At 69.2% G+C, this 24448-nt stretch carries 20 protein-coding genes and 3 pseudogenes; 15 read left to right on the top strand and 8 right to left on the bottom strand.

Annotation, left to right across the window (positions count from 1 at the left end):
- Window positions 1–207 precede the first annotated feature (207 nt).
- Entirely contained in the window at window positions 208–1965 is a 1758-nt protein-coding gene (locus ABEA87_RS35650) for a S8 family serine peptidase (protein WP_345637341.1), read from the top strand.
- A gap of 3 nt (window positions 1966–1968) precedes the next feature.
- Window positions 1969–2472, top strand: a pseudogene (locus ABEA87_RS42800) (DUF2399 domain-containing protein); the annotation flags it as partial.
- Window positions 2473–2622: 150 nt separating this feature from the next.
- Here ABEA87_RS42800 and ABEA87_RS35645 read toward each other — a convergent pair.
- A complete protein-coding gene (locus ABEA87_RS35645) occupies window positions 2623–3030 on the bottom strand; it encodes a hypothetical protein (protein ID WP_345637339.1) in 408 nt (135 codons plus the stop codon).
- 268 nt (window positions 3031–3298) lie between these two features.
- Here ABEA87_RS35645 and ABEA87_RS42795 point away from each other — a divergent pair, with 268 nt between their 5' ends.
- From ABEA87_RS42795 to ABEA87_RS35625, 3 genes and pseudogenes are all read left to right on the top strand, one after another.
- On the top strand, window positions 3299–3916 hold the full coding sequence (locus ABEA87_RS42795) for a response regulator transcription factor (RefSeq protein ID WP_425571016.1): 618 nt from the start codon (window positions 3299–3301) through the stop codon (window positions 3914–3916).
- Window positions 3817–5127 (top strand): annotated as a pseudogene (locus ABEA87_RS42790) (AfsR/SARP family transcriptional regulator); the annotation flags it as partial. The gene ABEA87_RS42795 and the pseudogene ABEA87_RS42790, both read left to right, overlap by 100 nt.
- A 178-nt stretch (window positions 5128–5305) precedes the next feature.
- Window positions 5306–6538, top strand: coding sequence for a tetratricopeptide repeat protein (locus tag ABEA87_RS35625; protein ID WP_345637335.1), 1233 nt, complete (start codon window positions 5306–5308; stop codon window positions 6536–6538).
- Between the two features lie 347 nt (window positions 6539–6885).
- Here ABEA87_RS35625 and ABEA87_RS35620 read toward each other — a convergent pair whose 3' ends face one another.
- The 3 genes from ABEA87_RS35620 to ABEA87_RS35610 all read right to left on the bottom strand — a co-directional run bounded on the left by ABEA87_RS35620 (window position 6886) and on the right by ABEA87_RS35610 (window position 9002).
- Window positions 6886–8244 carry an outer membrane protein assembly factor BamB family protein gene (locus ABEA87_RS35620; protein WP_345637333.1) on the bottom strand — a complete coding sequence of 453 codons (1359 nt, stop codon included), beginning with the start codon at window positions 8242–8244 and terminating at the stop codon, window positions 6886–6888.
- Window positions 8245–8553: 309 nt separating this feature from the next.
- On the bottom strand, window positions 8554–8685 hold the full coding sequence (locus ABEA87_RS35615) for a hypothetical protein (RefSeq protein ID WP_345637332.1): 132 nt from the start codon (window positions 8683–8685) through the stop codon (window positions 8554–8556).
- A 23-nt stretch (window positions 8686–8708) separates the two neighbouring features.
- A complete protein-coding gene (locus ABEA87_RS35610; RefSeq protein WP_345637330.1) occupies window positions 8709–9002 on the bottom strand; it encodes a hypothetical protein in 294 nt (97 codons plus the stop codon).
- Between the two features lie 105 nt (window positions 9003–9107).
- On the opposite strand from ABEA87_RS35610, the gene ABEA87_RS35605 reads away from it, so the two are divergent.
- From ABEA87_RS35605 to ABEA87_RS35590, 4 genes are all read left to right on the top strand, one after another.
- The gene (locus tag ABEA87_RS35605) at window positions 9108–9722 is read left to right on the top strand and encodes a TetR/AcrR family transcriptional regulator (RefSeq protein ID WP_345637328.1); all 615 of its coding nucleotides are present in this window, start codon (window positions 9108–9110) and stop codon (window positions 9720–9722) included.
- 72 nt (window positions 9723–9794) lie between these two features.
- Entirely contained in the window at window positions 9795–11096 is a 1302-nt protein-coding gene (locus ABEA87_RS35600; RefSeq protein ID WP_345637326.1) for an amidohydrolase family protein, read from the top strand.
- A 97-nt stretch (window positions 11097–11193) separates the two neighbouring features.
- Entirely contained in the window at window positions 11194–11394 is a 201-nt protein-coding gene (locus ABEA87_RS35595; protein WP_345637324.1) for a hypothetical protein, read from the top strand.
- A 368-nt stretch (window positions 11395–11762) separates the two neighbouring features.
- Window positions 11763–12230, top strand: a complete 468-nt coding sequence (locus tag ABEA87_RS35590; protein ID WP_345637322.1) for a monooxygenase family protein — start codon at window positions 11763–11765, stop codon at window positions 12228–12230.
- Between the two features lie 71 nt (window positions 12231–12301).
- On the opposite strand, the pseudogene ABEA87_RS42785 reads toward ABEA87_RS35590, so the two are convergent.
- Window positions 12302–12460: pseudogene (locus tag ABEA87_RS42785) on the bottom strand (isocitrate lyase/phosphoenolpyruvate mutase family protein); the annotation flags it as partial.
- Between the two features lie 368 nt (window positions 12461–12828).
- Here ABEA87_RS42785 and ABEA87_RS35585 point away from each other — a divergent pair.
- From ABEA87_RS35585 to ABEA87_RS35570, 4 genes are all read left to right on the top strand, one after another.
- A complete protein-coding gene (locus ABEA87_RS35585) occupies window positions 12829–14736 on the top strand; it encodes an Ig-like domain repeat protein (protein ID WP_345637320.1) in 1908 nt (635 codons plus the stop codon).
- 360 nt (window positions 14737–15096) lie between these two features.
- On the top strand, window positions 15097–18048 hold the full coding sequence (locus tag ABEA87_RS35580; RefSeq protein WP_345637318.1) for a helix-turn-helix transcriptional regulator: 2952 nt from the start codon (window positions 15097–15099) through the stop codon (window positions 18046–18048).
- 250 nt (window positions 18049–18298) lie between these two features.
- Window positions 18299–19204: a DUF3592 domain-containing protein gene (locus ABEA87_RS35575; protein ID WP_345637316.1), complete on the top strand. Its 906-nt coding sequence runs from the start codon at window positions 18299–18301 to the stop codon at window positions 19202–19204.
- Between the two features lie 277 nt (window positions 19205–19481).
- Complete coding sequence (locus ABEA87_RS35570; protein ID WP_345637314.1) at window positions 19482–20285, top strand: HEAT repeat domain-containing protein; 804 nt, start codon at window positions 19482–19484, stop codon at window positions 20283–20285.
- A 477-nt stretch (window positions 20286–20762) separates the two neighbouring features.
- On the opposite strand, the gene ABEA87_RS35565 is transcribed toward ABEA87_RS35570, so the two are convergent.
- The gene (locus tag ABEA87_RS35565; protein WP_345637312.1) at window positions 20763–21194 is read right to left on the bottom strand and encodes a hypothetical protein; all 432 of its coding nucleotides are present in this window, start codon (window positions 21192–21194) and stop codon (window positions 20763–20765) included.
- A gap of 609 nt (window positions 21195–21803) precedes the next feature.
- On the opposite strand from ABEA87_RS35565, the gene ABEA87_RS35560 reads away from it, so the two are divergent.
- Entirely contained in the window at window positions 21804–22040 is a 237-nt protein-coding gene (locus tag ABEA87_RS35560) for a hypothetical protein (protein WP_345637309.1), read from the top strand.
- 63 nt (window positions 22041–22103) lie between these two features.
- Here the strand turns inward: ABEA87_RS35560 and ABEA87_RS35555 are convergent, their stop codons facing one another.
- The gene (locus ABEA87_RS35555) at window positions 22104–22604 is read right to left on the bottom strand and encodes a hypothetical protein (RefSeq protein ID WP_345637307.1); all 501 of its coding nucleotides are present in this window, start codon (window positions 22602–22604) and stop codon (window positions 22104–22106) included.
- A gap of 321 nt (window positions 22605–22925) precedes the next feature.
- Between ABEA87_RS35555 and ABEA87_RS35550 the strand changes: the two genes are divergently transcribed.
- Complete coding sequence (locus ABEA87_RS35550; RefSeq protein ID WP_345637305.1) at window positions 22926–23366, top strand: tetratricopeptide repeat protein; 441 nt, start codon at window positions 22926–22928, stop codon at window positions 23364–23366.
- Window positions 23367–23605: 239 nt separating this feature from the next.
- On the opposite strand, the gene ABEA87_RS35545 is transcribed toward ABEA87_RS35550, so the two are convergent.
- Complete coding sequence (locus ABEA87_RS35545; RefSeq protein WP_345637303.1) at window positions 23606–24094, bottom strand: hypothetical protein; 489 nt, start codon at window positions 24092–24094, stop codon at window positions 23606–23608.
- Between the last annotated feature and the right edge of the window lie 354 nt (window positions 24095–24448).

Below are 24448 nucleotides of genomic sequence, written 5' to 3'. Positions count from 1 at the left end.
GCGATGCGGCTGGCGAGGCTGGCGCGCCGCCAGGCTCGGGCTAGGCGATGCCACGCTGTTGCCATCTTCACGCCTCTCCTTCAGCTCCCAGCCGCTGTTCCACCGCTATGACGGATACCGCCCGCCATTCATTCAAGGGATGTGAATGGAACGTCCTCGGCGGCCGTAGTTGGGGCCGATCCAGCCATCGAGGGGGGAGGTCCGCCCATGCCGCGCAGAACGTGGCTCGTGCTCATCACACTGGTCGGCGCCGTGGCCGCCGCGCTGACCGGCAGTGCCGTCGCGGCCGCAGCCGGTCCTAGCTACAGCAAGTACTACGTGGTGACGGCGTCGTACCAGGGAAAGCCGGAGAACCTGTCCGAGATCGCCGGCCGGCTCCTGCACAGCACCGCGCGTTCGACCGAAATCTTTTCATTGAACGTGGGCGTACCCCAACCCGACGGCAGGCGGCTCACCGACCCGTCGAAGCTGAACGCCGGCTGGGTGCTCGTGCTGCCCTGGGACGCGACCGGCGCCGGCGTGCGGTACGGGCTGCCAACGACGGCCCCACCGACGGCGCCATCGGCGGGCTCGCCGGCCGCTTCCCCGCAGGCGGCTGCCCCCCCAGTGGTGCAACCGGCGCCGCCCACGCCCGAGAACGCGCCGCCCGCCCCGGCGAAGTCCGCCACGGCCGGCTGCGCCGGCACACCGAAGTCCCAGCTGGACAATCAGGCGCAGTGGGCCACGCTGCGCCTCGCGCCGCAGCACGCCTGGCCGTACAGCCGGGGACGCGGGGTGAAGGTCGCGATCGTCGACTCCGGTGTGGACGCGACGTTGCCGCAGCTGGCCAAGCGGGTCGCGGTCGGGTCGGACATTGTCGGCGGAACCGGCCGGGGGGACACCGACTGCCTGGGCAGCGGCACGGGCATGGCCGCCATCGTCGCCGGGAGCGCGGACGGCGCCGCCGCGGTCGGCGTGGCGCCGGACGCCACGGTGCTTCCGGTGCGAGTCGCGCCCACCATCGCGGCCGTCTCCGAGGCGGACCAGGCCAGCGCTGTGGAGGTGGCCGTGGCCAGCGGAGCCACGGTGATCGCGCTCGGCCAGTTCATCGACCCTGCCCTGCCGACGGTGGCAAGCGCAATCGGCTTTGCGGTCGGTCACGGCGTGCTCGTGGTGAGCCGTGCGTCCGGCACCGGCCAGGCCGCGGTACCCGGGCTGCTGCGGGTCGGCTCGATCGGGATCGACGGGAAGGCGTCCGGCGGGTACCCAGCCGGTGCGGCGGATATCGTCGCGCCCGGGGTGGACGTCGCGAGCCTCGGCATCGCCGGTACCGGTCAGGTACAGCTCACCGGCTCGCAGTACGCGGTCGCCTTCGTCGCGGGCGAGGCCGCGCTGATTCGGGCGCGGTACACGAACCTGACGGTGGCCGAAGTCATCCGCCGGATCGAGGCGACCGCCGACCGCATCGGCAGCGCCACCCCGGACCCGACCTACGGATTCGGCCTGATCGACCCCGCTGCCGCGGTGACCCGGCTGATCCCCGACGAGCGGCGGGGCCCGGATCCGGCCCTCAAACCGGATGCCCACAGTGAATGGTCGGCGGGCCGGATCGCCGCACTGATCACGGCGCTTGTGGTCGCCATGGTGCTGGTGGTTCTGCTGGCATTGCGCATCCGCTGGATGGTGCGTGGGGTGACGCCGCAACCGGCACTGCCGGACGCGCCCCAGTCGGCTGGTCCTGCGCCGGCGGGCGAATCGCCGGCGGTCCGGGCGCACGATCCGGTACCGGTCGGTGCCGGGGCGCCCGCGAGCGCGGACGGCGTCACCGGGGGCACCGATGCGGACAGTCAGATGACAGCGTCGGCGGCGCCGGTCCAGCTCGCCGCCGGGCGACTGACCGGAGCCGAGACCGGCGATACCCCGCGGGTCGAGCAGGCCACGCCAGCGGCGCCCGGGTGGTGGCGGCACGGTCCGGGCTCGGAGTGAGCCGTGACCGTGCCGACGCCGGGAGGTGCGGGGCGCTGCGCTGACGGAGTGCTGCGGGGCCTGGCCGCCCTGCACGGCGAGGAGGTTCCCACCGACGCCGACGGGCGGCGCCGGCTGTGGCAGCGGGCCGGCGTGGCCTGCGACGACCTGTCCACGGTGGTTATCGCCGCCGGTCTGCGCCCCGACGGCAACGACCCGCTCGCGCTCACTCTGCGGGCCTGGGCCGCGGCGGGCGGGGCGAGCTCGGTCACGCTGGCCCAGCTCAACGCCTACCCCGTGTGGTGCCCGCGCGGCGAAGTCTTCGTGGTGGAGAACCCGTCGGTCGTGGCCAGCGGTTTCGGTGCCGACTGCCCGCCGCTGGTCTGCGTGTCCGGCTGGCCCAACACCGCGGCCATCACGCTGCTGCGTCAACTCGCCGCCGGCGGATCCGTGCTGCGCTACCACGGCGACTTCGATGGGGAAGGCGTGCGCATCGCCGCCCACGTCGGGCCAAGACCGGCGCGACGCCGTGGCGGATGGCAAGCCCAGAACCACTGCGCGTTGTCTGACCGGCACGGACCGAATTCTCGGCAGGCACAGGGTGGACACACGCAACGCGACCTCAACCGGTGGCTGGCCCGGGCTCCCGCGGGCCAGCCACCGGTGCAGACGAGTCGTCTAGGCCTTGACCTCGTAGGTCGGCGTCACGTCTTCGACCAAATTGCCGTCGATCATCGCACCGTGGACCCACACGGACTGGTTTTCAGCGATGTTGCCGCCCTTGAATCCGGTGCAGTAGCCGTTGGGGTGGCCCTGGGTCGTGGCGGTGCGGTCGGTGACTCCGTCCCGGTTGGTGTCCAGGTAGACGATGACTCCCCAGCCGTCGGACGCGTCGTCGCAGGCCTGAATCGAGTCGCCGGGCAGGCCGTCGCCTGGATCCTGGTTGAAATAGATGTACCCGGCTCCGCCGGCCACCTCCCACCGGTACAGCAGTCCGGAACCGGCCTGCGCGGGAGCCGACAACCCGCCGACCACGACAACCGAGGCCACCGCTGTGGCGAGGAGCCCCTTCACGAGCCTTTTCATAGTCACCTTGCCTTCCAGGTTGTGCCGAGCTTCGAACTGCGAACCGTCGCGAGTGGAGCACCGCAGGCCGGGCGGGAGTCCTCGACCCTGATCGCACCGTTTCTAGCGATCGATCACGACAAGATCGGATACTATCCGATGACAGTGGTTCGCGAATATGGCTCTGTATCAACTCTTTCGGGGTGTGACGCGGTGTAGCCGTTCGACCTCCAGCTTGCGGTGGTCGATGCGGAGCTGATCAGGGCCTGTTCTCCGACTTGCGGGGTCGATGACGCGCTGGCCGGCGGCGACCTGGCGGATGCCCGCCGCGAGGGTCCCGGCCGGGGCGTCCGTGGGGCCCACCCCCAGGGGAACCGATGTCGTGCCCGAGGCGAAGAACGGCACCTGCACCGAGGACATCGGCACCCGGCTGGCGCCGGCACCCGCGACCGTCCGGAACTATCTGTCCAACGCCATCAGCAAGACCGGTGCCCGCAACCGCATCGACGCCATCCGCATCGCCCGGGACGCCGGCTGGCTGTCACTGGCCATCACGTACCGGTTCAATCCGGCGATGTGCCCGTTGACCCCTCACCGCTACGGGCCGTCGGTGAGCGATGCCGGCGTCGAGTATCAGGGACTGGCTGGTGATGCGGCGGGCGGCGCCATCCCGCGCTATGGGTTCACTATGGATCCGCTACGCGCGGGGTTGATGTTGCGTGGTAGGAATTGGTCGTTGATCACCATCTGCGGAACAAGGGGGAGACGCTGCGGTTCGATATCCTCGGCCCGCTCGAGGTCCGAGACGTGGATGGTGCTGGCGTGCGGCTGCCCGGTGGGCGGGCACGCACGCTGCTCGCCCTGCTGTGCGTCAACGCGGGGCGGGTGGTGTCGCGGGACCGGTTGATCGAGGCTCTGTGGGACGGCGTGCCGCCGGCCAGCGCCCCGACCCGGCTGCACGGACTGGTCAGCGGCCTGCGTCACGCGCTGTCGGATCGGTCCGGTGCCGTCATCCGCACCAGCAATGCCGGCTACCTGCTGGTCGCGGTGGACGACGACATCGACCTGCGCCGGGCCCGCGGGCTGATCGCACGGGCCCGTGCGCTGCGCGAGAAGGGCGACGCCGCGGCGGCCTCGGCCCGGATGGCGGACGCATTGGCGTTGTGGCGGGGCCGCGCGTTCGACGATATCGACTGCATGGCGCTGCAGGTGGAAGCCGACACCATCGAGCAGGAGTACGTCGATGGTCTGGAGCAGTTCGCCGAGCTGGAGCTGTCGCTGGGTAACCACGGCGTCCTCGTCGGCCGGCTGACAGAGTGGGCGGCCCGGTACCCGCTGCGGGAAGGGCTGCAGGCGTCGCTGATGCGGGCGTTGGCCAGGTCTGGGCGCCAGTGCGAGGCCATCACGGCTTACCACGAGCTGCGCGGGCGCCTCGCCGAGGAGCTCGGCGTCGACCCCGCGCCCGATCTCCAGAAGCTCTACGCATCCATCCTGAGCGGCGACCGGGAGGTGATGGCACCGGATGTCATCGCGCCGGCGCCACCGCCGAGGGTCCCCCGGCCCGCCCAGCTGCCCGGGGGCACGGCCGATTTCGTCGGCCGCGGTGAGCAGGCGAAGGAGCTGAGCGCGGCCCTGATCGCCGCGGCCGGCGAGTCGATGGCGGTCGCGCTGTCCGCCGTCTCGGGTGCGGGCGGAATCGGCAAGACGGCCCTGGCCGTGCACGTCGCGCACCTGATGGCCGACTCGTTCCCCGACGGTCAGCTCTACGTGAACCTGGCCGGTATGTCCGCCGCCCCGCTATCACCGGGGGACGTGCTCGCCCGGCTGCTGCGCGATCTCGGCGTCGCTGCGGGCGACGTGCCGGCCGACGAGGCGGAGCGCGGGGCGCGTTTCCGCAGCCTGCTGACCGGCCGCCGGATACTGCTGCTGCTCGACGACGCCCGCGGAGCCGCCCAGGTCAGGCCGCTGCTGCCCGGGGCCGCGGGCTGTGCCGTCCTGGTCACCAGCCGGGCCGGGCTGGCCGATCTGGCCGGCGCCCGGCACATCAACCTCGACGTGATGTCCGAGGCGGAGGCGCGGGAACTCTTCGGCCTGATCGTGGGTCAGGCCCGGGTCGCGGCGGAACCGGCCGCGGTCGATCGGCTGGTTCGCGCCTGCGCCGGGCTCCCGCTGGCCATCCATCCGCATTGCCGGGGCGAAGCTCGCCTCCCGCCCCGGGTGGGGCATCGGGACCTTCGCCGACAAGCTGTCCGCCGAGCGATCCCGGCTGGCCGAGCTGAAGGTCGGCGACCTGGCGGTGCGGGCGAGTTTCCGGCTCAGCTACGACACCCTCGACGACGACCTGGCCGCGGCGTTCCGGATGCTCGGGCTGGCCGCCTTGCCCACGTTCGGCGCCGGTCAGGTCGCCGCGCTGTGCGACGTCAGCACCGAGCACGCCGAGCGGCTGCTCGAGGGCCTCGCCGACGCGCACATGGTCCAATCCCCAGCCTTCGGCGTGTACCGGCTCCACGACCTGCTCCGGCTGTTCGCCACCGAACTCGCCCACGCCCAGGTCAGCACCGGCGAAGGCGACCACGCCATCGGCCGGCTGCACGACTGGTACGCCGCCACCCTGCACGCGGCCAGCCGGCAACTGGCGGAGGGCCGCCCCGCGCCGCCGGAGGCCGAGCCCATGCCCGCCGTCGACGTACCCGCCTTCGCGACGCACCGGGCCGCGGTGGAGTGGTGCCAGGCGCAGTACCTCGCCCTGGAGTGGGTGATCGCGGAGGCGGCCCGCCGCAACCGGCCCGGCCTGGCCGCGAACGTGGCGTGCCTGCTATGGATGTATGTCACCCGGGCGGTGGTTCCGCGCAGCCATGTGACGTCCCAGCGGATCGGGCTGGAGTGCGCGCGGGCACTGGGTGTCGAGCCCGTGCAGGCGTGGCTGCTCAACGGCCTGGGAGCGGCGCTGGCTCGGACCGGTGACTCCGAGGGCGCCGTCGAGATGTACCAGCAGGCACTCGACCTGCGCCAGCGCCTCGGCGACGAGGCCGGCTGCGCCGCTCCCCTGAACAACATCGGCAACGTCCGTCACTACCAGGGCCGTTATGCCGAGGCCGTCAAGCACTACCTGAGCGCCTCGGCGATCGCGGCCGGGTGCGGCAGGCGCCAGGAGCAGGGAATGATCCTGGAGAACGCGGCCAATTCCTACCGCGAGATGGGCGCCCATGACGAGGCACTAGCTGCATACACGTCGGTCTTGGAGATCCATGACTCGGAGGGCTACCAATACGGCGTGGCGGGCTGCCTTACCGGCATCGGTGACACGCTGCATCGGCTCGGCCGCTCCGAGGAGTCGCTCGCGCAGCACGAGCGCGCCATGGCCATCAACCGCGAACTCGGCAACGTCGACCGCCAGTTCCTCGACGCGCTCGACCTGCTCGCGCGCGCTTACGCGTCGTGCGCCCTGATCGAGAAGGCTCGTGCGTGCTGGGCGGAGGCGGACGCCCTGGCCGCCCACCAGGATTCGGCGCCAATCCCGGCCCCTTGATCACGAGAGCGACAACTCGTCGTGATCAACGGCCGAACACGGCCACTGTCAAGCATCAGGTGGGACGCGAGTGGGCCGATCGTCATTCAGCGGTTGCGCGACCCTGGTGGTCATTCGGGTTGGTCAGACGGCGAGGCTCAGTTCGAGGCGGGCGAGGTGGGAGGTGCGGGTGCGGTCGAATGCGTGGCCTGGAACAGCTCGACTCGCCATCCTCGCCCAACGGTCATCGGTGATGTGCTGCCCACCGGGTTGGTGGGCAGGCGCGGTTCGTACCGGTGCGCACGATGGATCTGCGTCGTGCGCACCGGTACGTGTCCGCGAACGTGGTTACCTGCCCGCGTGCGGGGTCACTTCCAGCTGAAGGCGGTGACTCCGCTGAGGGTGCCGACAATCACCGAATTGTCGTAGAGGGCCGGAGTGGCGAACCGGTTAACGGCGCCGACGCTGACCGAGCCGAGGCTCGCGCCGGTGGCCGGGTCCAACATGTACAGGATGCCGTTCTTGGTGTCGAGGGACCAGATGCGACCGGCCCCGATCACCGGTGAACCGGTGATGGTGGACGCGGCGTGCCATAGCACTGTCATGGCGCCGTCGCCGTTGATCCGTACCGCGCGCAGGCCGTCGGTGCATGGCACGTAAACCGTCGAGCCCTTCACGGCCGGGCCACCGAACGAATCGCACAGCGGTGCCTGCGAAACCTCCCCGCCGATGCCACCCAGGTGTGACCTGTTGAGCACGTACGCGACCCCTCGTTTGCCGTCGATGAACACATGCCCACCGACGACGGCCGGTGACTGCGAGCCCAGGTCGAGGTCGGCGGCGTTGTCCTGCAGCCAGGTGGCAGGCGAGTAGGAGTCCACCATTTTCATCGACTTGGGATCGATCTTCAGGACGGAGTCGCTGAAGTCGTACGGGCCGTCCGGGTCGTCCTCGCCGGACGCGCCATTGCCGACGCCGACCAGCAGGTCGCCGCCGGGCTCAACCACCGGTCCGGAGGCACCTTGCCAAATGGCGCCCTCCCGTGGGGTCGGCACCGTGAAGTGTGCCAACGGCGCGGTTTTGGGAGCACGCAGGTCGAGCCTGACGAGACTGCCGCGGTAGGCCGAACAGTCACCGGCCAGCCCGCCGTAGGGAACATAGAGCTGCCCCTTGAGGACCAGCAAGGCGGCGCGGTTCTGCATGGCCGCCGGGTCGATGCCCGTCTCACCCGGCACATCGACATTGCGCTGCCAACGCACCGCGCCAGTGGCCGGGTTGAGGCCGAATGCGATGTGCTGGATCGGGTTGGCGACCTCGGCGACCACGACGAGTGTGTCCGTGGCCGGATCGTAGGCCGGTGTACTGGTGATGCCCAACGGGTTGATATTTCCGCAGGGCAGGCTCGACCTCGGCACCGGGGTACCCAGGTGCTTCTGCCACACGATCCTGTTGCCGTCGAACTCGTAGACGCTGTCGTTCTCGGTGGCCACGATCCGTCTGCCGTGGACAACGACCGGCGACGCGTACACCGCGCCGTCGAGCTGCAGCGACGTGACCTGCCGCAGCGCAGTTTTCACCGGATGGAGCCCGTTTTGCACACCAGAGCGTTCGTTGTCGCCGTGGTAGGTCGACCAGTCAGCCGGCCTCTGCGGCACCGCTGGGCCAGCTGCCGCCATGGCGGGAGACCCGGCAACGAACGTCATCATGGCCAGAAGCGCCGCGCCCACCAGCGTGGCGCTTCCCGCTCGCTTGTGTTGGGAGATCATCCTTGCGCTCAATTCTCCTCCGATCGGACAACCGCGGGCAGGTATCCACAGTCGTTGACACGCAGGGGTCGTCGCGAGAGTTCAGATATGTACATTCGTGCGCATCGAGTGTGCCGGCGGTCCGCAGGTGTGCCATCGCGGAGGGTGACTGCGGCTGACGTCGCGCCGTCCGTCCAGTGTTGGTGGACGAGGCGATGGTGGTGGACCGGATGGGTGGCCGCGCGGCGAGGTGTCAGCTGCTGGCCAACAGCACGACCACTGTGGACGCCGTCATGCAACCGCTCCCGCAGGCATCACGGTGTCATCGACTGGGAAGGCGGCATCGCCCAGCACGTGGTCGGTCTCCGGCACAATCACGGTCACCAACCACAACAACGTCGCGCTGAGCGGCGTGACCGTCACCGACTCGGTGTGGTTGGGCGGCGTCAGCGAAAGCCGTAGGAGCCGACTTCGTGCAGCATCGTGAGCACGGGAGGTTCGTCGAACCGCTCGTCGGGGGTCGCGCGGAGCCGCTGGAAGGTCTCCAGCTGCTGAAGCACCTCAGGGCCTTCGTCCATCTCGGCGAAGGACACGAATGTCACCTTGTCTTCGAGCTGGAACGTCGCGTACCGCAGACCCTTCGGCTGGACCGAACGCATCTCCTCGTACATCTCCTGGAGCAACTCCAGGTCGGCTTCCACCCCGTGGGGTCTGACCTTGCAGCGGATCATCACCTGCATCACGGCCCCTTGTCTCGATCGCCGCTGGCCTGACGCCCGCGGCCTTTCGCATGACAGCATGTATTCTGGAATACGATGTGTCAATCCAATGCTAGAGTGATGGTCATGGCCACCCGGAAGTACGAGCAGCGCCTGCGGGCGGATGCGGCGGCGGAGACACGGCTCCGCATTCTCGACGCGGTCTACCAGCGGCTGCGTGAGGCACCTTCGGAGCCGGTCAGCATCGACGGCATCGCCCATATGGCCCGCGTCGCGCGGCCCACCGTCTACCTGATCTTCGGCTCACGCGCCGGATTGTTCGAGGCAATCGGGGCGGATCTGCAGGAGCGCGGCGGGTTCGGTCGCATGCTGCAGGCTGCGGCTCACCCCGACGCACGCGAAGCCATGCGCGGGGGGATCTGCGGGGTCGTGGAGATGTACGCGGCTCACCGGGACGTGCTGCGAGCGCTGTCCTCGATGGCCCTGCTTGACGCCAGCGCGGTCGGCGGCGCGATCCAGCGGATGGAACAAGACCGGGCGAGCGGAATGGCCCGCCTCGCTGCGCGTCTGGCTGACCAAGAGGCACTGCGTGCCGACGTCACCGCCGACCAAGCCGCCGACCTGCTATGGCTACTGACGAGCTTCGATAGCTTCGACCTGCTGTACACCGGCCGGGATCTGTCCATCGAGAAGACCGCGACAACACTGATCACCACCGCCGATCGCAGCCTGTGCCGCTGAGACTCCTGACGTTGCGTGACGCTCTAGCGTCCCGCCGCTGACCATCAACCGCATCCGTTCGGAAGGGGCCTCATGCCCAAAGCAACGGCGATCGTCAACGCGAGGGTCTTTGACGGCACCCGACTGCGGGACTGGACGTCAGTCCGGTTCGCCGACGGCATCATCACCGACTGCGCCACCAGTCCCACTGTCCAAGACGGCGACGAGGTGATCGACGCGGAGGGCGGCACCATCCTGCCGGGGCTGATTGACTCGCACATCCACCTGGTGCCCGGCGCTCTGGCGCAGGGGCTCACCTTCGGTGTGACCACTGCACTGGACATGTTCAGCCAGGCCGATGTGATGGCCGTGGCCAAGCAACAAGCGGGCGCTCGGTCGGACGTGGCCGACGTGCGTTCCGCGGGGATCGGCGCCACTGCCCCGGGCGGGCATCCCTCGATGATGTACGCCTCGTTCCCGACCGTGACCGGCCCGGAACAGGCCGAGCGGTTCGTCGCGGACCGGGTCGCCGAAGGCTCGGACTACTTGAAGATCTTCGGCCCCTCGGGCACGACGGGTCCGTGGACGATGCCGTCTCTGGACCTGGACACGATCACCGCGTTGACCAAGGCGGCGCATAGTCGCGGACTCGTGGTCGTCGCGCACATCAACTCCACGGCCGGGGTGGGCGAGGTCGTGTCCGCGGGCATCGACGTCATCGCGCACGTGCCCATGGACGGCGAACTGGACAAAGCCCTCGCCGAGCGGATCGCCGAGGCCAGGATCGCGGTCGGCCCGACGCTGGCAACCATCGAAAACGTCCTGGGCGAACCAGGCGGAACCGCTGCACTCGGAGACCCCCGACTCGCCGGGACACTTGGGGACGCACAGGTGCGGCGGTCGACCTCTGGCACATCAGCGCGGCGCGGGCACGGAATGCCGCCCTATTCCCGCGCCGAGGAAAATGTCGGCCGCCTGATCGACGCGGGCGTCACGATCCTGGCCGGCACCGACGCCCCGAACCCGGGAACCGTGTTCGGGGCAAGTCTGCACCGGGAGCTGGAACTGCTCGGCCGCTGCGGCATGACGCCCGCTCAGGCGCTGACCGCCGCGACCGCCGCTCCGGCACGAGTGTTCAACCTCGCCGACCGCGGGCACACCGCACCCGGTCAGCGCGCGGACCTCATCCTCGTATCCGGCGACCCGTTGACCGACATCACCGCGACCCGAGCCATCGAACGGATCTGGCGGGCAGGTGTCCCGTGTGACCGACGTGCGTTCGTCGCCGACGCGTCCGAGGCAGAAGAACTTGACGCCTTCGACGCCCGGGTCGCCAAGGTCGTGGCGGCCGTCCGCGAACGCCGGTACGGCTTCGACCCGACCAAGGCCGGCTGACACCAGACCGAACATGGTGGAGATTGACGAATCGGCCTGCGCGGCGGTGCGGTGGCCGCCACGTCGCCGCGACAGACCCGGCCGTCGGCTGCCTGGTGTGGTCGCTGATCGCGCCCGGGCCGCGATCGCCGGGGCGGCGCTCATGCTGGCACCGGCCGCGTCGCTGCTGTGCATTGAGCTGCTCGGCTGGTCGCGGGGGCTGCAAGGTGCGTACCCGGTCCTGCTGCCGACCTACCTGCTGCTCGCGGTGCTCATGGTGGGCGTGGGCGGGGCACTGGTACGCCAGCGGGTGAGATGAATCTACCCGAAAGCGAGCGGCGTACCGACCCGCTGCTGAGCGGCGAGTCCTCCACGGGCGGGCAATCACCCGGTAACGGGACCGCGTTCAGCAACACACCCTAGACAGTCGTTCTGGCCAGGCGACCAATCCCGGTCGAGTCCGGCGCCAGCAGATGCGAAGGAGTCGATTCCGGTCCGGGGATGCCTGCCAGCCAGGACGACATCGGCGCGCGCTTGCTGTCATCGGCAGCTTGTACTCGACGATGACCTCGACGCGGTCCAGTCCTGCGTCAACGGGTCGCGGCCGAGCCCCATCAGGCTGCGCGACGGTCCGGGATGGATGGTCGAGCAGGACCAGGACCGCTTAAACAGCGGCTGGCGCGCATCTTGCAGACTGTTGACCTGTCCGCCCATCCAGACCTCGTGGTGATCTACCTGGGAATACGTGTCAACCGGCTCTACGGTTTGCGGACGCTGATCGGCCACCGCCCGCAGATCGGCGAGTCCGCGACCTACCAGCCCGACGGGCTACTGCTGCATGAGTCACTGCTCTGGTTGCTGTTCCCATGCACCTCGGCGCGTCAGTACTGGCGGGACCACGCTTCGCTCCTGACGTGGGCCCGCTCCGAGCCGCACCGTCAGTGGTGGCTCAACTTCCTGCGCGACTGCGGCGGCACCGGCTTCTGGCACGAGACCGACCTGATCAGCGATGGGATGGAGGCCGTACACCGGGTCGTCGGGCCGTCCCGGGGCATCTTTCGTCGAGCAGCTGGCGACGGCCCACTCCGGTCGCGTCCCGCACCAGGGCCGCCATGCCGTCGGGTCGTCGGCGAACCCGCGTTCCAGGTCGGCTGAGACGGGCAGCGGAGTCGCCGCAGCGCCTCGTCGCGCGAGACGGTCCCATCCAGGCGGCCGAGGGTGGTTGCGAAGCCGCTGCTGTTTGTTGCCAGCGATCGGCACCCCAGGCTGGCGGGCATCCGGGCCGAGCCGATGTCCCGGGGGTTCGGAATGAGCAGCGGCCGGCCGGGAAGGTGCAGCTCGCGGAACGCGTCGACCAGTTCCGGGCGCGCTGGGGTATCGGACATGCGGCGCTGCCTTCCTCGACGAGCGGGATCCGTTGGGGGTGGTGGACGACCGGGCGGGCCCCTACGTCAGGCAATCCCGGTTCGCTCACCGGTCTCGGCACGCCGACCCGGGGCACGCTCAGGGCAAGGCATGTCCCGGATGTTGTCGAAGGCGGGCAGCATCGAGACCGTCGGCACGCCGTGACCGGGCGGGATCTTTAGGACCGCGATTCTGTGTCGGGTACGGGACTTTCTTCTAAGCATCGGGTTGGCCTGGCGGGTTCCGCGCGCCACGTCTGAGGTACCGGATAAGGCGGTTGACTGATCCGGTCCGGTACCTCAGACGGAGATTGTGGGCGCTGACCCCCACAGAAGAGAGGATCGTCCCGATGCGTTCCCGTATCCGCCGCCATCTCGGCTGGCTGCTGGTGCTGGCGGTCAGCGCCGGCGTCGCGCTGGCCAACACAGGCCCCGGCTTCGCCGACGGCGCTGAACTGCACACCGCGGACCCGTATTACCCGGCGTACAGCACGGATCCCGTCGACAACTACGGCGAGCCGCCCGCCGGGACGGTGGTCACCGACATCAAGGTGATTACCGGTCGCGACCCGAGCATCCAGTGCCCCGCCGGTTACACGAAGCGCTACCCGGATCTCAACACGGGGTACTCGCAGGTGAAGCAGCTCAGTGGCGAGACCGCGGACTACGTATACACCTGCCTGCTGTTCGCGCCGACGTCCAGCCTCAACGTAACCAACCCCGGCATCGGTGAGTTGTACGTGACTTCGAAGAGGATCATCAGCTGCCTCGGCGACGATACGAAGATCGACGGCGACCTGAACTCGGGAGCCGTCTTCTTCGACGTCGACCCGTACTACCCGCTGAACTACTGCGTGCACCGGCCGGGCTCCAACGGTGGCAGCGCCTACGAGGTCAACCCGGGGGAGGGGACCACCTACTTCCCCACCCCGGCCGGTAGGATCCTCCGCGACGTGCAGTTCCTGATGTGGGGGCCGGGCACCCTGCCGGACTGTGTCACGACCGACTGTGTGGACACCAGCATCATTGGGAGCTTCGCGTACCTGGAGGCGGCGAAGACCTTTGACGGCTACTGCCAGAAGTACTTCGGCCCGGACTACCACCCGATGCTGCGACCCTACGAGTACTTCTGGTCCAGCGGCGACAAGGGCGACGACCCGCCCCAGGACGCCGACGCCTGGGACCTCAACACCGCGCGCAGCCCCGGCGGCCAAGTCACCATCTACGGCTGCGTGGCCTATACCGGGCCGAACCCCAACAGCATCTCCCTGACCCTACCGCCCGCGCACGTGGGTGACCTGGTGAACCTCAAGGCGCTGGTCGACCCGACCGACGGCGGCGGTAACGTGCGGTTCCTCAGCGACGGCGTCACCATCCAGGGCTGCGGCTCGGTCGGCTTCGGCTCCGGCGGCGGTGCCACCTGGCAGGCCATCTGCAGCACCTCGACGCTGGGGCAAGGGACCCACACCATCACCGCCATCTACAGCGGCGACGCCAAGTACACCAACGCCATGGCCACCGGCCAGGAGGTCATCGCCACCCCGACCACCCTGACCGTGTCCAGTACGGGCAGCGCCCGGGTCGGCGGCACGCTGAACCTCAAGGCTCTGGTCTCGCCCACTGACGGCGCCGGTACGGTGAAATTCGCCAGCGACGGCAACCCGATCCCCGGCTGCGAGGCGGTGCTGTTCAGCTCCGGTGGCGGCTCCAGTTGGCAGGCCAACTGCAGCACGACGTCGCTGGCCGAGGGACTGCACTCGATCACCGCCACGTACAGCGGGGACAGCCGGTACACCAGCAGCTCCGGTACGAGGACGCAGATCATCGAGCCGTCCGCGAAGACGTTCAGCGGCCGGATCATTCCCGGCTCGAACCCCAGCCTGGACCTCGGCGTGTGGGCCTCCTCCACCGACTCCGGAGCCCAGCTCGCGCAGGGGCCGCAGTGGGGCTTTCCTACCGAGTTCTGGACGTTCGAGCCGTACGGTGACGACTACCTGATCGCCAACAACAACAGCAACATGTGCATCACCACGGACGGCACCGCCGGCCACACCCTGTACCAAGCGCCCTGCCTCGGCGGCCCCGGCCAACTGTGGCAGATCGGCCCCACCGTGGAGTCCGGCGGCAGTTCCTGGATTCTCAACCCCGGCTACCAGCTCTACATGGACGTGTACGGCGGCAGCACGAGTTGGAACGCCGCCATCGATGCGTGGCCGTGGAACGGTGGGTACCCCAACCAGTCCTTCAAGGTCGCCTGAGCTCCGGGCGGGTTCGCGGCGGGGCACCGGAAACCGGTGCCCCGCCCGCTGCGCATCGAGCTAAGGCAGCCGGGGCTGGCTGTAGTCGAAGCCGCCCGAGCCCGCTGCGGGGCTCCGGATCGTGCGGCCTGGGCCTGTCCGGGTGATCTCTGGGACCGAATAGCGCGGGGCAGATCTCTACGAACGGGCTAAAACCTCTGCTCAGCGGCGTCTGAGGTAGCCGCGTGCCGCGGCATTGCTGGCGGTGGCGCCGCCCGTGCCCGTAGCCGTGATGCTGGCCGCCGCGATCGGGGCTGGCTGCGCGACGGTCGAACCGATGGTCCGATGGTCGAGCGCCTCCCCGCAACGTACCGTCTCGGCGTGAATCGTGAGTTGGTCAGCCCCGTCCTGGTCGGCCGTCGCACCGAGCTGGGCCGGCTGCGCTCCCTGCTGGACCAGGCCGTCGCCGGGGAGCCGCACGTCGCACTCGTAGCCGGCGAGGCGGGCGTGGGAAAGAGCCGCCTGGTCCAGGAGGTCGCCCGCATCGCGCGTGATTCGGGTGCGCGCGTGCTCGTCGGCGGATGCGTGGAGCTAGGTGGCGAGGGGCTGCCGCTGGCACCCCTGACAGACATGCTGCGTGCGGTGGTCCGGTCCAGCTCAAGCGAGGAACTGGACCGGTGCCTCGGGGCGGCGCGTCTGCCGTTGGCGCGGCTGCTGCCCGAACTCAGTCCGGGCAGCAGCGGCCCCGCGCAGGAAGGTTCACCGACTCAGCTGTTGGAGTACGTGCTGGGCCTGATCACCCGGCTCGCGGCGACCCGACCGCTGCTCATCGTCGTCGAGGATCTGCACTGGGCAGACCGATCGACGCTGGATCTGGTGGCGTTCCTGGTGCAGACGTTGCGTGAGCTCGGCGTGCTGATGGTGCTCACATACCGGTCGGACGAGATGCACCGGCGGCACCCGCTGCGCCCGCTCGTCACCGCGTGGGAACGGGTGCGCAACACGGAGCGTCTGGAGCTGGAACGGTTCACCCGGGCCGAGGTGGCCGAGCAGCTGAACGCGATCTGCGAGACGACTCCCAGCCCGGAATTCATGGACGTGGTCTTCGAACGCTCACAGGGCAACGCGTTCCTGGTTGAGGAGATCCTAGCCGCGACCGACAGCGGCGCCGACCCATACGAGCTGCCACCGTCCCTGCGCGACGTGCTGCTCGCGCGCACCGAGACCGTGTCGGAAGTCGCACAGCGCATCCTGCGCACCGCGGCCGTGGCCGGCCCATCCGTGGAAGAGCGCCTGCTGGAAGTCGTCGCCGGGGTCCCTGAGGCGCAGCTGTACCCGGTGCTGCGCGAGTCCGTCGAGCACCACCTGCTGGTGGTCGACGAGGCAGGTCATGGATACGCGTTCCGGCATGCCCTGACCCGCGACGCGCTCTACGACGACATGCTGCCCGGTGAGCGGGCGCGACTGCACGCCGCGTACGGAGCCGCACTGTCCGCCGACCCGACGCTGCTGGGCGAGGACGGCAACGCCGCGGCGACACTGGCGCACCACTGGTACGCCGCGCTGGACCTGCCCCGTGCCCTGTCGGCATCGGTGCAAGCGGGAAGGCAAGCATCCGCAGCGTTCGCGCCTGCCGAAGCATCACGCCACCTGGAACGTGCGTTACAGATCTGGCCCCGCGTTCCAGACGCCATCGAAGGCGCTGGCGTGGATCGGATCGCACTCAACATCATGGCAGCGGAGGCGGCGTTCGGCGCCGGCGAGCCCAACCGCGGCTTGTTCATCCTGGACCAGGTGCTTGCCGAGACGGCTTTCGACCTCGACGTGACTCGGCGCGCCGAGCTGGTGGAGCGCCGCGCGTTCATGCTGCGCGCCTTGAGCCGTGACCGGGAAGCGGTTCGGCAACTCCAGGACGCGCTGGCGCTGCTGCCCGACGGGGAGGCCAAGCCCATCCGTGCGATGGTGCTGGCATCGCTGGCCAACTCCCGGATGCGCACCGACGACATGGAAGGCGCCGCCAGCACGGCGCGGAAGGCGGTCGCCGTAGCCGCCGAGGTCGGTGCGGTCGCCCAGCAGGCCGACGCGCTCATCACGCTTGGCAGCGTGCTCGCGTACCTGGGCGATGGCCGTGGCGAGCTGGCCGCGTTGCGCGAGGGGGTGGAGCTGGCCGAACGGCACGGGCTACACACCGTATCGGTACGCGGGTACACCAACCTGTCCGACGCCCTGGCGATGCTCGGCCGGTTCGCCGAGGCAGCCGAGGTCGCCCGCGCCGGAGTGGCGCTGGCCGGCCGCGTCGGGCTGGCCAGTTCCTGGGGCGCGATGATCACTGGGAATCTCGCGGAACCGCTCGTCCGGCTGGGACGCTGGCGTGAGGCGCTCGATCTCATCACCGAATCACTTGCCGACGAGCCGAGCGGCACGTTCGCGGCCACACTGCTGCTGCTGCGTGCCGAGATCCACTTGTGGCAGGGAGACGAGGAAGGCGCCGAGCGGGATCTCCGAGAGGCGCGCCGGCACTTCGGTGACGGCTCCGAACTCCAGTTCGTCACGCCGATGCGCTACATCGAGGCAGAGTTGGCCCGCAGCCGCGGTCGACTCGCCGAGGCGCGTAATCCCCTGCGAGACCTGGGCGGCCCGGTCACCGGCGCCTACGCCAGGTACGTGTGGCCGCTGCTGTGGCTCGGCATGCGTATCGAGGCCGACATCGCCAACTCCTCACCATCACCCGACTCCGACACCGCCGGCGAGCGCGATCGGCTGTACGCACTGGCGCGCGACGTGCCGAACACCACGCCGTCGGCACACGGGTATGCGGCCATGGTCGACGCCGAGGCGGCCCGCCTGGACCGCCGTGACGAGGTGGCAGGCTGGCAACGCGCGGTCGACACGACGCGAGCCGCCGCCGAAGCGTACCCGCTGTGTTACAGCCTCTTCCGACTCGCCGAGGCACAGGCAACGGATCCGGCCACCAGCGCGGACCGCACCTCCGCCACCGCGACCGAGTGCATGCTGCTGGCCGAACGGCTCGCCGCCGCGACCGCCGACGACATTCGCACCCTGGCCCGACGCGCTCGACTGCGGATCGCGCCCGCCCCGGCCGGCACCGCCGCCACGCATCCGAGCCTGCGGATCCGGCTCACCGACCGTGAGTTCGAAGTCCTTGGACTAGTCGCCGAAGGCCGCTCCAACGGACAGATCGCCGCGGCGCTCTACATCAGCCCCAAAACCGCGAGCGTGCACGTGTCGAACATCTTGACGAAGCTCAACGCCTCGAGCCGTACCGAGGCGGCCGCGCATGCGCACCGGCTTGGTCTGTTGACCACGGCATAGCCGCGGGCTGGGGCGATCGGCCTGTGACGCCCGCGATGTCCAGCCGAGCGAAATCCAGAACCGGGAGATGGAGTTCCTTGGGCTCCACCACCGCTTGCCAGTTGTCTCCGTGACCCGCTTTGATCAGCTGGCCGCGTCACAACCCGACCCACCGTTAACGTCGGCGTTCCCAGACTCACAGGTCACCGTGGACGCAGCCGGCAGCAGGCGAGGCAGCCCGAACGAGGCAAGAACGCCCGGCTCAAACCTCGTGACCGCGCTGATTGGTGGCCATCGGGGTCGGGCAGGTGATGTCGCTCAGCACTTCGTCGGGGTACGTGTCGGCCGCCGCAGTCCACCTGTCAACCATTGGGGGATCGCACCAAATCATGGGAAAATCGTGATCATGAGTCTATGGCGAAACCTGACCGGGCAAACGCTGCGCGATCCGGTGGAAGGCACGTTCTCGGTGACCGACACCACCGTCACCGTCGATAACGACGGCGCTCGCCACGTCCGTTACTCCGGGGTGCTGAGCGGCGACGGCATTCCGGCGGCGGCCGTGCAGGTCAGCCGGACGTTCCGGCCCGGTGTGGACTCTCCTTCCGAGGGCGACAAACTACTGGCCACGATTGACCGAGCCCGCCCGAGCCGCTACGTGATCGCCTGGCCAGCCCAGGAGGATCGAGCCATCAAGGCGATCCGGGACAAGATGCACGCCGAGCAGGTGGCCGCCGCGGTTCGCCTCGGCCTCGCCCCGTCGATGGTTCCGGCACAGACAGGCCCGGCACCGAGCTTCCGGGACTTGGCGAACGAAGAGCTCGAACGCCGGTACGGCCGCCACCCCCTGCCCGACGGGAATCGCCCGGTCACCCTGGCGGAGGCCGAGCAGCTGCGCGTTACCGGTCAGCGGGCCACCGCGACGATCACCGGGATCGACTACCTCAGTGTTCCGGCGAAGGCGCTGCCGAACCCGGAGGCCACCCTGGCGAATGTCGCGTTGCGCGTACGGCGGCCGGACGGTACCGAGTACGCCACCACTGCCCGGTTCGGCTTCCGATCGGCGGTCCGCCGGACACAGATCGGCTTTGCCGGGGCGCAGGTGCCGGTGCGGATCGACCCGAACGACCCGGCTCGAGTCTGCCTCGATGCCGCGGCCTTGCCGCCGGATTCGTGAACACCCGACCAAGCGCACGGGTCGAAAGGTCCTCGTGGGCTTACCCCCGCCGTTTCATGACCCGGCTGCGTCCAGCGTCAAGAATCCCCAGGAGTCGGTGCCGTCAAACTGCTGGACATGGGATCTTCCCGGGCTGATGTCCGCTTTCGCTGCCGACTGTCGCTGGGCGTCACACTAACCTCGATCGGCGCTCGAGCGCAGGTCAACTCGCGAAACGCAGCAGTCGGATGCGCGGCCTGCCGGCGGGCAGCAGGCAGCCGGCCGGTAGCGTGAGGGGGTGAACCCCGCTGATCTTCGTTCGCTCCAGGTTGGTGACCTGGAGGCCCGTGAGGCGAGCCTGTATCTGCTGCTGGACCGGGTCCGGGCCGGAGGCGACGAATCTGCGGCGGCAGCCTTGCGCACGCTGGTGCGGGACTACCGGGACTACCACCGGTCTCTCTACACGCGGGCGCTGAACCAGGCCGCCCTCTTCGGCGACGACACCCTCGAGGCTCCGCTGGTCGCCGCGCTTGCCGACACCCGGCACAACTGTCAGGCCTGGGCCGCGATGGGCTGCACCGCTCTCGGTTTCCGCGCCGCGGTACCCGGCCTGCTCGCCCTGCTGGACCATCCACAGTGGATGGCCCGGGAACAGGCAGTGATCGGGCTCGGCGAACTCGCGGACGAATCGGCCGTGGCGGCGCTGGCCCCGCTGCTGCGGGACCCGGCCGACTGGATGCGTCAGCGGGCCGCCGAAGCGTTGTCGAGGATCGGTGGCGACGAGGCGCTCGCCGTGTTGTGGGACGAGTTCGAGCACCGCCGGTTCCGCCGGATCGGGTACATCGCCAGCGCGCTGGCGTTGTTCGCCCCCGAGGTCATCGCGAGGTTGCGCGACGCGGCCTCGGACGAGGACCCGGACAAGCGCTACTGGGCCGCCGTCGCGCTCGGCTCCACCGGCGACGATCGCGCCGTCCCCACCCTGGAGCGGCTGATCGCCGAAGACCGGGGTACGACGGTGTTCGACGGCCGGGTCGACGTCGCGGCGAAGAAGGGTCTGCGTACGCTGCGGCGCATCCAGGCAGCGATCGCCTCCCGCGAATAGGCGGCCACGGCAGAGTCGTAGTCGACCTCGCCGAGCCCGCATACGAGACTGAACTCGAAGACCTGCGATGCCTGTGGGGCTCGTAAAGTCGGTTAGCCTTCGCGGCCTCGATTACTCGTGCATCAGGCCTGCGGCGGACGCGCTCGTTGGGGCCGTCCAGAGGCAGCAGTCACCGGTGCGGGACCCGCAAACTCAGCGGCGGGCTGTCCAGGCGGCCGATCCGGATCCGGCAGGTGGTGGGGGTTGTGGGTGTGGGGTTGCGGTGGGCCGGTGGCGGTCGGGGCGGGAGACGCGGGCGTTGCGGATGAGTGTTCGGGGTTTCGCCGAATATCTGGGGTTGGCCACGGCCACCGTGTGTGGGTGGGAGCGGCGTAGCACACCGGCGCCGCCGAGGCTGGCCTCGCAGGCGGTGTTGGATCAGGCGCTCAAGCTTGGAGATCGGCCGGTCCCCGGAGGACCGGCCTCCGCCGGATCTCGTTACGTAATGATCCACTCGCGCGACGTTTCGGGTCCCCACCAACTGTCGGTCGTGCCGTCGTACTGGGTGGCTACCATTCCAAGCTGCGCGCCTTCTTTGAAGTTCTTGTTGCACGTCACCCAGGTGCCGGCGCCATTGGCGTTACGGCAGGTGCCCCAGCGACCGTAGTCGGTTACCCAGCGGGCGACTGCCGAGTTGTGGTCGGCACTGGACAGGTCCAGCACGTAGATCACGTCCCCGTCCGGCCTGAAACACGCCTCCGAATAGTCGGTGTTGATGCAATAGAAGCTGCCCCCGATCGGCCCTTGGCTGAGAACCCCTTCATCCCATTCGTACGAGTACGCCGCGCTGGCCGGCGCGGCGGCGAGGGATGTGGCTATCACCATTCCGAGAAGTACGGCGCCTACGGCTCTGACAATCCTGGCAACCATCCATGTTCCTTCCGGCCAGCCTGATACGGACACGGTCATTCGGTCCGGCGCTTAACAGCACAGATCGGGCCCCTTGCCAAGATGCTTGCCACGCCCCTTGCCGCTCTTGTCAGTCCAGGCGGGTGGGGGGTCGGGAACAGAGCCAGGAGAGATGGGCGGCTGCCGCCCCGGCCGCCGCGGTGGAGGGTCAGCATCACGACAGCGTCGCCGCGTCGCACCGCGCCGCCGTTGTCGCTCACGAACGCCTCGTCGCCCACTGCGGTCCCGACGGCCCGCGATGAGTGTGCCGCCGGGCGGCCGTGGCACCACGCTGGCTCAGCCGTGGGCAAGTAGCAGCCACAACGGATCCTCCATTGGTGCGGGTGGTCCCGGGTCGAGGGGGCCGGGGCCACCCGCACCAGCGGGTAGCTGGGTGAGGTGCATACGCCCAGTGACCGACCACCGACCACACCGCCGCGCATGTCACCTTCGCCGAGGTCACCACGGAGCTGGCTTCGGCGGGCCGGCGACTCATGACCCCGGACGAGTGGGAGTACGCCTGCGGGCTCGGACCCGGAACTCTGTTTTGCATAAGGTGATCGACTGCGGGGCTGGGCCGCCGCGGAGACGGTGACCGGGCTGCGGCTCGGCGACTCCTACTGGCCCGAGCTGACGAGCGTACGCGCCAAGGTGCGGGGAAGCGACTTCGGCGAGGCCAGCTGCGGGGGACGTACCGATTTCTTCCACGCCGTGCTGCGGGCACCAGCATTCCGCGCCCCGGACATCGTTGCCTGCGAGGCCGGCAAGGTCGGGGTACGCCGCCGGCGCTACCGCCCCGCGATCGAGGTGCCGCTCGTCGCGTCGTGAGGCGCCACGGTCACATCGACGGGTCGCGGGAAAAGGCGGCTGTGACGAGGCCCGCGGCCGCCGTTAAAACCTGTGCCATTCACTTGAGGGGACATAGTCCCACGAGACCTCGGCGCGATCGTCGAGGAAGACAGGCCGGCTGAGAACAACGTCCCCTGCCCTCTGAACGCGGACTATCAACCCGAGATCTGGCAAATGTGGATCCGCGGCGTGCGTATAGCGCAGCTCTAAATTCTGCTGCTGCGAGTAGTCCAACAGCCACTGTTCGACCTCGGAAGGCACACGCCCCACGAGCGGTGTGCCCTCCACCGTGACCTGCGGTCCGACGAGCGCGTCGATCGCCACGCAGTACAGGCGTCCGGTCGCGAAGTACATTGTCACATTTTGGTACGAGGTTTCAGATGCTTCAAGTTGGGGGATCTTGGCGGGCGGGTCTTCCGGTGAGCCGAGTGCCGTCAACGCCTCCCCGCAGCTCATCCCGAACCGCAGTGGGCCCACACTCACGAGCGGATCGAAGTCCCAATAGCCGCGCTGCGCGTCAGCCTTGACCTCCCACAGCGTCATGACCCAACCCTCCTACCTCGGCCACCAAGCCAGCGAACGCTACCGAACGCCTTTCGGGACGGCGGCACCCGGATCGAGCAGGGCGTTCCTGTGAGCTAAGAGCTGAGTACGCCTGCCCGGTGAGTATCTCCGTGCGGCGCTCGGCAGCGGCCAGGCGACTCGTGTTGCCCTGCGACGGCTCCGGATAGGGTGGGAGCCAGCCATTGGCTCGTGCCCTCCGTGGTCCAGATCCGGAGAGGATTGCCTCCAGCGGCGTGAGTCCTTCCGCGGCCACGGCAATGAGGTGGGAGGAGCCTCGATGCTCCCGCAGGCGTAGCAGACATGGCGCCGACGATCGCCTACTTCCAGGCGCTGCTCGCCGAACACCCTGACCACCCAGTCCTGGTGTATGGAGTGGGTGGCGCCTACGACACCGCGGGTCAGGAGGAGACCGCCCGCGGGTACTACGAACGGGCGCTCGCCCTCGGCCTCGGCGGCGACGCCCTGCGCCGGTGCCTGTGCCAGTACGGCAGCACTCTGAGGTGGCTGGGCAAGCTGGACGAGTCGCTGACGGTACTCGCCCGCGCCCGCAGGGAGTTCCCCGACTCCGACTCTGTACGCGTCTTTCGCGCCCTGACCCTCAACGACGCCCAGCGGCCAGACGAGGCGGTAGCCGAGTTGCTCACCGTTGTCACCGGGCACGCGGACGTCACCGACCTCGGGCGGTGGGCGGTCGGGCTGCGCGGCCTCGGCCAGTGGCTCGCCGATGGCCGCCCCGAATAGGACACTGCTCGGAGACTCTTCGGCGCTCAAGGCAGCCGCTAAGTGACCAGGTTTCGGGGACCGGTATGCCCTCGGCGTCCCAGGGCCAGTTACTCGACTCCCGGCTCCTCGTAGACCTGTGCCACCGGGTAGCGCCGGTCGGCACTGCCCCAGGTGCGGTCGACCGCCACCCCGCCGATGCTGCGGGCCGATGCGCTCGCGGCGTGTTGGGCAACGCGGCGGACTGTGCCTGCGGGTGATCAGTGCATCAGCCCGGCTCTCCGGTTGGTCTCGCACATCTGCGGCGCCCCCTGATCGGCGGACCGGTACCCCGACCAGCTTTTAATCCACGATGCGAGGAGATCCGGGTCCGACGGGCGGGGCGGGAAGCCGTACGTCTCCAACTCTTCGTCGCTGGCCTGGACTGGTGCCCACCCGCCCGGCGGGACGACCTCCCAAACGTCGTCCCCTGGGTAACCCGTGTCGTAGTGATAGACGGTGGCCAGCCCGGGGGTGAGGGGGACCTCGACGCCCTCGGGGGTGATCGAGTCGACGTAGGCCACGGTGATCTGCCGGACGCAGTCCACCCCGTTCGCGTCAGCCGGTTCAGATGGCGGGGCAGCCTGAGGTGGGGCGGTTTGAGCGGCGCCGCCGGCTGTCGCGGGCAGCCCTGCCACGGCGGGTGTCAGTAGTAGACCGGTGCTGGCCGCGAGGCACAGGAGCGCCTGCAGCTTACGAGTGCGTCTCATACTTTCCTTCCGAAGTCGTGACCGTGGGGCCGTCGACCAGGTCGGACGCGTCGCCGGACTCCCGCTGTTCATCGAGAGTCATACGAACTTCCTGATCCTCGGTAATGCCGGGTGCCTACCCTCAACAACGAACGGCCGGGCCGTGCCGACCTGCCGCCCGGGGGCTACCGGCTCTGATCTGAGTGCGGGTGGTGGCATGAAAGATCATTACGGTATGGACAGTGATCGGTCGCGTCGAACATTTCGACCGCTCGTGGACGTTCACCAACGCCACGCCCGAGCGATGATCATCGCGTCTTCGCATTGGTCTTGTCGAAGGTCAGGTCCTCGCTGCGGCACGCCCACGACGTCAGC

Source organism: Rugosimonospora acidiphila (genome assembly GCF_039543385.1).
In the GTDB taxonomy this organism is placed as follows: Bacteria; Actinomycetota; Actinomycetes; order Mycobacteriales; family Micromonosporaceae; genus Rugosimonospora; species Rugosimonospora acidiphila.
The sequence above is the reverse complement of the archived record's forward strand: the minus strand, read 5'-3'. Positions and strand labels throughout refer to the sequence as shown.